Below are 8800 nucleotides of genomic sequence, written 5' to 3'. Positions count from 1 at the left end.
AAAACTAGCCGTTTTCCTTTTGGCGGGAGTGATAGCGAAGGCGCTTCACTTCATCCTTTCGCATGGATTTGAACCAACTTTTCCGTTGATGAGGTGTCATTTCTGGGGGCATCGTCCAAGAGCAAGCCTCGAATATTTCGTCAGCCATTACTCCAGCCGCCGAATTGGACAAAGGCTTGTTCGTGCGAGACAATTGCTTAGTTGCTTCGGCTCCGGTGCATTGCGAGAAATCGACAACCCAAGGTAGCGGCGTACTTACGTTGGCAGCAAGCGGCAGGATTGCGATTACCGCGGCGAAAGAGGTTGAAATCCAATTCATGGCTATCCTATCGAATAAATGGCTGCTTTTCGGCAAGCCTTGAAATCCCAAATGGCGGCTTCCGGTCGGTGGCTGCCATTCGGTCCAGATCGGCAGCAAACGCCCGAAAGGGGGTGGGAAGGGGAATGTCGGCTTTCGGACGAGTGCGCTCTTACTGAACGCCGTAGATCGCTTTGACGTGAGGGTCGGCCTCCATTTGGAACGCCAAATGGCAAGGCAATTTACGCCGCTGCCATCCGGGCAGTTGTAGTACCCAAATGGTAATTAGCTCGAACACCCATGATCCGGCTGTAGCAAACAGGTCAGCAGCGTTATCGACAATAATGACCATTCCTGCTTCACGCTCGGCAAGGGTTTCTAAGTCATCCATGAAACGATACCACCCTTTCATGCCTACGGGAGGATTAGGGGTGTAGGGTGGATGATCGGTCACGAGTTGCTGGCCTAATGAGTTCAGGGCCTCAGTTTCATTGACCTTGGCTGCATCCAAATACGCAAAAGCTAAGCCCCTTTTTGCCAATGCGGCTGGCGTGACATACGTTTGAGGATCATCGTCATCACCCCTATGCCGGAAATGGATGCGTCCACCCACAGGGGCGGTGTGATCGAGATATTCGTAAGGCACGCAATATCTTTCAAAGCCTCGTCATAACCGGACTATACGTCCGCCTTCACCAAGAGAACAGGCCCCGTTTAGCGTCTGACAACGGTCGTTTCCGGTCCTTGCACCCAGGTCAGCCACCCATGACCAATATGAAGTGGAAAGCTGACGAGGCAACTTAGGCTCGCGATCGCAACTGCCGGGCGAGCGTGAGCACGAAGCGTTTCGTGAGGTAGAGATACCAGACCACACCGGGCAGCAAAAATGGCACAACCCAAATCGTGTCATGGACAGTGAGCCCGGTTGCATATTCGAACGCAAACATGATGCCTCCGCCCAAAAAAATCGGCCATAGACATTCCAGTTTACCGTAGCCACTCCACGGCGGGTCGCGCTCCATCTCAGTTATGAGTCGATCGTGGTATCGTTTTAGCCAAGTCACTCTTGAGATCACCCCATCGTCGTTCTCGAAGACATATGGCAATTAGAACGTGTCCGCAATCGGTCGATTTCAGTCATAGCTCAACGATAGGGCTCGCAGGCGATTCCATCATTGTCACCGTCCATGCCGTCACGATAGCCCGGCTCCCCGCGATAGATCGGCGCCGTCCCTGCCGCGCGCGCATCATCGCAGCCGCGCCAATAATCGCCCGTCTCTGGCGCGCGCTCGCGCATGACGCCCGTTGAGACGGCAACATCCCTAGCGTTGGCCATGAACGCTTGTTGCCCTTCGGGGGTGGTAACCGACCATGCTGTCCCAGCGGTGACGCCGATGAGGAGGGCGGCAACGACATAGCCACCGACCGACGATGGACGTCGGCTGCGCCGGGATCTTGCCGCGGCATAGCGACGCGGCCCATGATATCGATTGTACCGACGCTGCTTCATACCGCCGATATAGCTCTGCGTTGGTAAATGATCGGTGACGCGGGCTTCCACAACAATCCTGGGCGCAGCAGCTGACGGACTAGCCGCTACTCGACTTGTCGAGACTCTCGGATTCTGGCATGATCCGACCTATGGGATGGAGTGACTGGCGGCCATCCCGAGGATCATCCTGCCAGCATCATTCAGGTCCGGCCCTGAGGTCGGGCAGTTGCTGTAGACCGCGCTAGCGGCGCATAGCGAACACCGCTTGCATATTCGCGCGTGACCGCGCGGACCGCCGCTGTGCGAGCTGCAAATGGCTACCCCCACGAACGACGTTTACGCGCGCGAAGTCGTAATGGCGCGCGTCGGCCATCTCATCCGGCGCAAGCAACGCGAGATCGAGACGATCACGCGCATCCTGCGATGCTTCTTCGATCGAACCCAAGTGCAAGCACCCGAGCCGGGACAGATCAAACGGATCATCCTGATCGGCCCCTATGCGCGGCGATGTTGGTACGAAGACCGGCGAACGATCGACTTTTCCGATTACGAATTCTGGATCGTCGTCAACCATCCACTGTTCACCGACGAACGCTGCTGGCAGCGCGCCCGCGACGTAATCCGCCGCGAGCTTGGCGACCGCTGCGCCGTCGATCTCGAACTCTATTCCAAATCCGACATCCGTATCGCCAAGGCCGAGTGCGACAGCTTCATCCTCGACCGGATCGAGGCGGGCATCACCCTTTATCGCGCTTCGCGCGACGCTCCGCTTCATGAGTGCGAACGTCGGGAGGCACGGTCATGACCGCGCCGGTTCCGACCCCCGCCTCCTTCGACGCCTTCTATCGGGCCGAGCATCCGCGGGTTCTGAGATATTTCCGACGCAAGGCCGGACGCGATGCCGCTCCCGATCTCGCGCAGGAGGTTTTCGCGCGGCTGTTGCGAAGCGGAGCACTTGAGCGTGCCGACTGCCCTCAGGCCTATCTGACCCGGATCGCGCGCAATCTGCTGATCGACATCGCGCGGCGCAAGAGATCGAGGCCCACGGCGTTCTACTCGCTCGACGAGGAGCGCGATGCAGTGTCGTGCGCCGATCAGGCATGGCGCATCGAAGCGGCCGACCTGTCCCACCTCTACCGGCGAACGGTGCGCGCCATGCCACCCAAAACCCGGCGCGTGTTCCTGATGCGCCGCGTGAGGCGCATGAGCTACAAGGATATCGCAGCAGCGCTCGGCATTACGGTCGCGACCGTCGATTATCATTTGGTGCGTGCGCTCGCGCTGTGCCGTGCTGCAGTTGCAGCACAATGGTGACCGGGACATGCGACGGGCACGCGCCCGACACCGGCACCGGCGAATTTGAGAGCGGTCCGGTCTCGCCCGGTTCAACTGCCGCCTTCGCGGCCTTCTATCGCGCCGAGCAAGAACGGTTGTTCCGTTTTTTCAGGAGGAAAGTCGGCCGCGAGGCCGCGCCCGATCTTGTGCAGGAAGCATTCACGCGGATGTTCCGCAGCGGGGCCTATGAGAGGGTCGAGCATCCCCAAGCCTATCTGATGCGGACAGCCCATAATCTGCTCATCGAACGGGCGCGAACGTGGCACCGCAAACAATGCATGCTCTGTCCCCTCGATGAAGCGCGCGACGCCGCGGTGCTGCCAGACCAGGAGCGTCAGGCCGAAGTGATGGAACTGCGGCGGGCGTTTCGCAAAGCGCTGCTCGCCATGCCGCCCCGGACCCGGCGCATCTTCCTGATGCACCGGCTGCGCGGTCTAACATACGCACAAATCGCAGAGCAGCTGGGGCTCAGCACCAAGGCGGTCGAAAAGCATATCGGGCGCGCGTTGAAGCGATGCCGTAAAGTTGCCGCGCGATTTGCTTGATGCGCTCGCGACATCGGTGCATGTCGCGGACCGATAATTGCCTTGTGCGCTGAAACAGCATCGACGGAGATGAAAATGGAAGATCAGGAAACGCTCGTGACGCTGACGGCTGACATCGTCGCTGCGCATGTGAGCAACAACAGCGTCGCTATATCGGATATTCCGCTCGTGATCCGATCGGTGCATGAGGCGCTTTCCGGGCTTAGCACGAAGGCCGAGCCGGTGCCCGAACCTCAGCAGCCCGCGGTATCGATCCGCGCGTCGGTGAAGCCCGATTACATCGTCTGCCTCGAAGACGGGAAGAAGCTCAAGATGCTGCGCCGTCACCTGATGACGCATTACGGCATGACGCCCGAAGACTATCGCGCCAAATGGAACCTGCCGAAGGATTATCCGATGGTCTCTCCGAACTACGCGGAGAAGCGCCGCGCGCTCGCGGTGGAAATCGGCCTCGGCACCAAGGGGCGCGGCGGTGGGCGCAAGAAGACCGTCACGCGCCGCGCGGCCGCGAAGTAACTCTCAGGCCTCGCCGTCAGCCTGTTGATTGAGCGTATCGGCAATCATCGCCGCGAGCGTTTCCTCGGCGCGGACGCGGGCAACAGGATCTTTCGCATCAAGGTCGCGGCGTACCCATTGCGGCGCGCGCTCCACCACGCGAAGAATGGCGTCGGTCAGTTCTTGTGTCATCGCGCGCGTATGACAGGCGCTTCGGTATCGGGCAACGCGTCAGCGGCAAACGCCCGTTGCCCTTTGCGCTTCCAAAGAGCCAATGCATGCGGGCCATCCTCGCTCCGCAGTTTATCGGCCATCCATAGGAACGCGCCGTAGAGCATGGCGCGATCGTCGTCGGCCAGATCGACAAGCTCCGCCTTCACGACGAGCCCGCCGAGTTCGATCAGTTGGCGCGTGCGTTCGCGGCGTTTGACCTGCCACTCGCGCATGCCCGTTCGCGCCGGAGCCAACTCAAGCCGATGCCGCATTGCCATCAGGCGACGTGTTATTCGCTGCGTCGCGATTAGGTCCCGTCGCAGCTTTCCGTGCGCTGCGCTGAAAGAAGCTCGCGCCAGCCTTGCGCCAGCCCTCCTTCGCGTTTGCGTCTTTCGTCGCGACCGCCCCGAGCAAGGCGCCGGTCAGCATTTCGGCATCGAGCGCATCGGCGCCGGTGGCAATGACGAGTTCGCCAAGCTGGCGAACGCGGCGTTCCTTGAGGGCCTTCGCTTTGGCTTCGAGCGCCTTCAGTTCCGAATCGATATCGCGGGGTTTGCGCATGTCGCATCTCCATGATGGTGTGATGCCCCCATCATAGGGATGCCCCCATCATAGGGATGCGCCTGTCGATGCGCAGCAAGGTCGTCGGGACAGCTTGGCACTGCCTAGTCCCTCCGCGGATTTTTCCGTGTGAGGGCGCGCTTATACGTCGTGCCGACGTGCTGCTTGAAGTGTAGATGGATTGCCGTTTTGGCAATTTATCATTTCTCGGTCAAAGTCATCAGTCGCGCCGCTGGTCGCAGCGCCGTTGCCGCCGCCGCCTATCGCGCGGGCGAACGCCTGCACGACGAGCGGCTCGATCGTCACCACGACTTCACGAACAAATCAGGCGTCGTCCATTCGGAAATCCTCCTGCCCGAAGGCGCGCCCGAACAGTGGCGCGACCGCGAGCGCCTCTGGAATGACGTCGAGGCGTTCGAGAAGCGCAAAGACGCGCAGCTTGCGCGCGAGGTCGAGTTCGCCATCCCGCGCGAAATGAACCAGCAACAGGGCATCGAATTGGCACAGGATTTCGTGCGCGCCGAATTTGTCGAACGCGGCATGATCGCCGACCTCAATGTGCATTGGGATATCGGTGCGGATGGGCTGGCGAAGCCGCACGCGCATGTCATGCTGACCATGCGCGAGGTCGGCGCGGATGGGTTCGGCGCGAAGGAACGCGACTGGAACCGCACCGAACGGGTCGAGCAATGGCGCGAGCGGTGGGCCGATCATGTCAATACGCGCCTTGCCGAACTCGACATAGACGCGCGCATCGACCACCGTAGCCTCGAAGCGCAAGGCATCGACCTTGAACCGCAAGACAAGATCGGCCCCGCAGCTTCGCGCATGGGCGAGCGCGGCCTGGAATCCGAGCGCATCGAAGATCACCGCGCCGTTGCGCAGCGGAACGGCGAACGCATCATCACGGAGCCGCGCGTGGCGCTCGACGCGATCACCCACCAGCAGGCCACTTTCACGAATCGTGACCTCGCGATGTTCATGCATCGGCATACCGACGGAAAGGAGCAGTTTGGCCGGGCGATGAGCGCCGTTCGCGCGTCGCCCGACATGATCGAGCTTGGCAAGGATGGACGCGGCGAGGACCGGTTCACATCGCGCGACATGATCGAGACCGAACAGCGATTGCAGCGCGCTTCGGAACTGATGGCGGAGCGCGAGCGGCATCGCGTCAGCGAGGGAGACCGGGAAGCGGCGCTGGCCCGTGCAGCGGAGCGCGGGCTTGCGCTTACCGGTGAGCAGCGCGCGGCATTCGACCATGTGACGGGCGAGCGGGATTTGAGCCTCGTCGTTGGCTATGCCGGGACCGGCAAGAGCGCGATGCTGGGCGTGGCGCGGGAGGCATGGGAGCGCGTGGGGTATGAGGTGCGCGGGGCGGCGTTGTCGGGCATCGCGGCGGAGGGTTTGGAGAATGGCTCCGGCATCGCGTCGCACACGATCGCCAGTTTGGAACATGGCTGGTCGCAGGGCCGCGACATGCTTGGCCCACGCGACGTGCTCGTCATCGACGAGGCGGGCATGGTCGGCACCCGCCAGATGGAGCGCGTGCTGTCCCACGCCGCCGATGCCGGCACCAAGGTCGTGCTGGTCGGCGACCCGCAGCAGTTGCAGGCGATCGAGGCAGGCGCGGCGTTCCGCGCGATTCATGAGCGCCACGGTGGCGTTGAGATTACAGAGGTTCGACGCCAGCATGAGAGCTGGCAGCGGGAGGCCACGCGGCATCTGGCGACCGGCAGGACCGGCGAGGCGGTCCGGGCCTATCGCGAGCATGGCCTGGTCCATGCCGCTGAGACGCGCGGGGCGGCGCGCGGCGAACTGATCGAGCGTTGGGACCGCGAGCGCATTGCGGCACCCGATCAGAGCCGGATCATTCTCACCCACACCAACGACGAGGTGCACGAACTGAATGAAGCAGCGCGCGACCGGATGCGCGCGGCGGGCGAGCTTGGCGACGATGTTCGCATAAAAACCGAGCGCGGCGAGCGTGCCTTTGCCAGCGGCGACCGCATCATGTTCCTGAGGAACGAGCGCGGGCTTGAGGTGAAGAACGGCACGCTGGGAACAGTCGGGCAGGTCAATCAGCAAGGCATGACCGTCCGCACCGACGACGGGCGCTCCGTGACGTTCGACACGAAACACTATGCCCATATCGATCATGGCTATGCCGCGACCTTCCACAAGGCGCAGGGCGTGAGCGTGGACCGGGGGCATGTGCTGGCGACACCAGGCATGGACCGTCATAGCGCCTATGTCGGTATGACGCGCCACCACGACGGCTTGGCGCTCCATTATGGCCGCGACGACTTCAAGGACGACGCCCGCCTCGTCCGCACCCTGTCCCGCGAGCGCGCCAAGGATATGGCGAGCGGCTATGCGAAGCGTGATCCGGTTCGCGCGTTCGCGGAACGCCGGGACATCGGAATCCGCGAACGTATCACCGAGATCGTTCGCCAGGTGCCCGAGAAAGCGCGTGGCATGTTCGACGGCCTGCGCCTCTCCATCGCCGGCGGCGATCGCGGCGCATCGCCTGGGCCGGAAGGATCGCGCGAGCCTTCGACGAAGCATGACCATCAGCGCAGCATCTTTGCCGACTTCAGACCGCCCGCTCCAACCACAGAACGGGCAGCGACAGCGCAGACCGAGCGCGAGTCTATCAGGCGGCTCGCGGTCGAGCGTCATGCCCGCGCGGTCGCCGACATCTGGAAGATGCAGGACAAGGGCTTGCCGGTCCTGCCGCACCAGCGCGCCGAACTCGACAAGGCGCGAGAAGCGATGGGCAAGGTCGACAGCCATGCCGCGAAGGACATGGAGAGCGCCTATCGCCGTAATCCGGCCCTGGCCACCGAAGCGGCGGGCGGACGATCGCAGCGCGCCATCCAGGCGATGCGGCTCGAAGCTGAAATTCGCTCAGATCCCGACAAGCGCGCCGACCGCTTCGTCGAGGGCTGGCGGCAACTTGGCCAGCATCGCGAGGAACTGCGGCGCGATGGCGATGTCCGCGGCGCCCGCAAACTGTCCGAACAGATGGCGGGCATGGCGAAGAGCCTCGAACGCGATGCGCAGATGGAATCCGTCCTGCGCGGACGCAAACAGGAACTCGGGATCGGCATCGATACTGGACGCCAGCTCTCGCACGATCTGGCCAGCAGCGTCGGCGTCGAGATGGGCCGTAGCCTTGGCATGAGTAGATAAGGACAAATGATCATGGACAGTCAGACACCAGCATCTTCCGAAACCGATCCCGCTGCGCGTGCGTTCGCCGAGCTTGGGCAGAAGATCGATTTACTCGAAGCCGCCGTTACCGGCCTCATTGCGAAGCGCGATGCCGCACCCGACTACAGCGAGACCCTTGGCGAGATCGTCACGCTGCTCGAAAAGATGCGGACTGCGATCAACGGCTTTGCCCGATCGCCCGCCATGCAACTTGCGCCACGCACAATGGAGGCCGAGATCACGGCCGCCGGAACGACGGCGCGCGCGGCGGACAGCGCCCTCGTCGACAAGGCACGCAAGCAGCTCGATGAGGCCGTGCATCGCATCGAGCGTCTGACCGGCGTCGCCGCGACGATCCTCGAGCAGCGCCGCCGGCTCCTCTGGGCGGCAGGCGGCGGCCTGCTTGCAGGCTGCTGCTGTGGTCGTTTCTGCTCGGCGTCATCCTGCGCGTCCTACCAGCGAGCTGGCATATGCCCGAGAGCATGGCGGCGCATATCATGGGCGAACCGAACCTTTGGGAAGCGGGTAGCCGCATGATGCGCGCCGGTGATCCTGGATCGTGGCATTCGATGATCGTTGCTGTCGAGATGTGGCGCGACAATCGCGACACTGTCGCCGCATGTGAGCGGGCTGCCACGAAAACCGGCA

General features: G+C 62.5%; 14 protein-coding genes. 7 read left to right on the top strand and 7 right to left on the bottom strand.

Annotation, left to right across the window (positions count from 1 at the left end; translation table 11 throughout):
• Nucleotides 1-4: 4 nt before the first annotated feature.
• The 4 genes from VGD20_RS15695 to VGD20_RS15680 all read right to left on the bottom strand — a co-directional run bounded on the left by VGD20_RS15695 (nt 5) and on the right by VGD20_RS15680 (nt 1859).
• Nucleotides 5-319: a hypothetical protein gene (locus VGD20_RS15695; protein ID WP_331135345.1), complete on the bottom strand. Its 315-nt coding sequence runs from the start codon at nt 317-319 to the stop codon at nt 5-7.
• A 151-nt stretch (nt 320-470) separates the two neighbouring features.
• Nucleotides 471-944, bottom strand: a complete 474-nt coding sequence (locus VGD20_RS15690; RefSeq protein ID WP_331135344.1) for a hypothetical protein — start codon at nt 942-944, stop codon at nt 471-473.
• Between the two features lie 154 nt (nt 945-1098).
• Nucleotides 1099-1320 (bottom strand): hypothetical protein, encoded by a 222-nt coding sequence (locus VGD20_RS15685; protein ID WP_331135343.1) that lies wholly within the window; start codon nt 1318-1320, stop codon nt 1099-1101.
• Nucleotides 1321-1442: 122 nt separating this feature from the next.
• Nucleotides 1443-1859 carry an excalibur calcium-binding domain-containing protein gene (locus VGD20_RS15680; protein WP_331135342.1) on the bottom strand — a complete coding sequence of 139 codons (417 nt, stop codon included), beginning with the start codon at nt 1857-1859 and terminating at the stop codon, nt 1443-1445.
• Between the two features lie 244 nt (nt 1860-2103).
• Between VGD20_RS15680 and VGD20_RS15675 the strand changes: the two genes are divergently transcribed.
• The 4 genes from VGD20_RS15675 (at nt 2104) to VGD20_RS15660 (ending at nt 4186) form a co-directional block, all read left to right on the top strand.
• Nucleotides 2104-2595, top strand: a complete 492-nt coding sequence (locus VGD20_RS15675) for a hypothetical protein (RefSeq protein ID WP_331135341.1) — start codon at nt 2104-2106, stop codon at nt 2593-2595.
• Nucleotides 2592-3104 carry a sigma-70 family RNA polymerase sigma factor gene (locus tag VGD20_RS15670; RefSeq protein ID WP_331135340.1) on the top strand — a complete coding sequence of 171 codons (513 nt, stop codon included), beginning with the start codon at nt 2592-2594 and terminating at the stop codon, nt 3102-3104. The genes VGD20_RS15675 and VGD20_RS15670 overlap by 4 nt, the downstream gene beginning before the upstream one ends.
• On the top strand, nt 3098-3670 hold the full coding sequence (locus VGD20_RS15665; protein WP_331135339.1) for an RNA polymerase sigma factor: 573 nt from the start codon (nt 3098-3100) through the stop codon (nt 3668-3670). Before VGD20_RS15670 ends, VGD20_RS15665 begins: the two co-directional genes overlap by 7 nt.
• 75 nt (nt 3671-3745) lie before the next feature.
• The gene (locus tag VGD20_RS15660) at nt 3746-4186 is read left to right on the top strand and encodes a MucR family transcriptional regulator (RefSeq protein ID WP_331135338.1); all 441 of its coding nucleotides are present in this window, start codon (nt 3746-3748) and stop codon (nt 4184-4186) included.
• 3 nt (nt 4187-4189) lie between these two features.
• Here VGD20_RS15660 and VGD20_RS15655 read toward each other — a convergent pair whose 3' ends face one another.
• The 3 genes from VGD20_RS15655 to VGD20_RS15645 are packed head-to-tail and all read right to left on the bottom strand — an operon-like array spanning nt 4190 to nt 4939.
• A complete protein-coding gene (locus VGD20_RS15655) occupies nt 4190-4357 on the bottom strand; it encodes a DUF6771 family protein (protein WP_331135337.1) in 168 nt (55 codons plus the stop codon).
• Nucleotides 4354-4656: a conjugal transfer protein TraD gene (locus VGD20_RS15650; RefSeq protein ID WP_349256380.1), complete on the bottom strand. Its 303-nt coding sequence runs from the start codon at nt 4654-4656 to the stop codon at nt 4354-4356. The genes VGD20_RS15655 and VGD20_RS15650 overlap by 4 nt, the downstream gene beginning before the upstream one ends.
• Nucleotides 4634-4939: a conjugal transfer protein TraD gene (locus VGD20_RS15645; protein WP_331135336.1), complete on the bottom strand. Its 306-nt coding sequence runs from the start codon at nt 4937-4939 to the stop codon at nt 4634-4636. Before VGD20_RS15645 ends, VGD20_RS15650 begins: the two co-directional genes overlap by 23 nt.
• Nucleotides 4940-5128: 189 nt before the next feature.
• Between VGD20_RS15645 and traA the strand changes: the two genes are divergently transcribed.
• The 3 genes from traA to VGD20_RS21825 all read left to right on the top strand — a co-directional run.
• Complete coding sequence (gene traA / locus VGD20_RS15640) at nt 5129-8131, top strand: Ti-type conjugative transfer relaxase TraA (protein WP_331135335.1); 3003 nt, start codon at nt 5129-5131, stop codon at nt 8129-8131.
• Nucleotides 8132-8143: 12 nt separating this feature from the next.
• On the top strand, nt 8144-8689 hold the full coding sequence (locus tag VGD20_RS15635) for a hypothetical protein (RefSeq protein WP_331135334.1): 546 nt from the start codon (nt 8144-8146) through the stop codon (nt 8687-8689).
• A partial coding sequence (locus VGD20_RS21825) for a DUF6118 family protein (RefSeq protein ID WP_414714585.1) occupies nt 8623-8800 on the top strand: 178 nt, incomplete at its 3' end. The genes VGD20_RS15635 and VGD20_RS21825, both read left to right, overlap by 67 nt.

Origin of the sequence: Sphingopyxis sp., assembly GCF_036402335.1 — a bacterium.
In the GTDB taxonomy this organism is placed as follows: Bacteria; Pseudomonadota; Alphaproteobacteria; order Sphingomonadales; family Sphingomonadaceae; genus Sphingopyxis.
The sequence above is the reverse complement of the archived record's forward strand: the minus strand, read 5'-3'. Positions and strand labels throughout refer to the sequence as shown.

Excerpts from the sequence above, each read along its gene's own strand:
- VGD20_RS15650 (WP_349256380.1), bottom strand. The coding sequence starts at position 4,656 with ATGGCAATGCGGCATCGGCTTGAGTTGGCTCCGGCGCGAACGGGCATG.
- VGD20_RS15665 (WP_331135339.1), top strand. The coding sequence starts at position 3,098 with ATGGTGACCGGGACATGCGACGGGCACGCGCCCGACACCGGCACCGGC.
- VGD20_RS15660 (WP_331135338.1), top strand. The coding sequence starts at position 3,746 with ATGGAAGATCAGGAAACGCTCGTGACGCTGACGGCTGACATCGTCGCT.
- VGD20_RS15695 (WP_331135345.1), bottom strand. The coding sequence starts at position 319 with ATGAATTGGATTTCAACCTCTTTCGCCGCGGTAATCGCAATCCTGCCG.
- VGD20_RS15685 (WP_331135343.1), bottom strand. The coding sequence starts at position 1,320 with ATGGAGCGCGACCCGCCGTGGAGTGGCTACGGTAAACTGGAATGTCTA.
- VGD20_RS15670 (WP_331135340.1), top strand. The coding sequence starts at position 2,592 with ATGACCGCGCCGGTTCCGACCCCCGCCTCCTTCGACGCCTTCTATCGG.
- VGD20_RS15645 (WP_331135336.1), bottom strand. The coding sequence starts at position 4,939 with ATGCGCAAACCCCGCGATATCGATTCGGAACTGAAGGCGCTCGAAGCC.
- VGD20_RS15675 (WP_331135341.1), top strand. The coding sequence starts at position 2,104 with ATGGCTACCCCCACGAACGACGTTTACGCGCGCGAAGTCGTAATGGCG.
- VGD20_RS15635 (WP_331135334.1), top strand. The coding sequence starts at position 8,144 with ATGGACAGTCAGACACCAGCATCTTCCGAAACCGATCCCGCTGCGCGT.
- VGD20_RS15655 (WP_331135337.1), bottom strand. The coding sequence starts at position 4,357 with ATGACACAAGAACTGACCGACGCCATTCTTCGCGTGGTGGAGCGCGCG.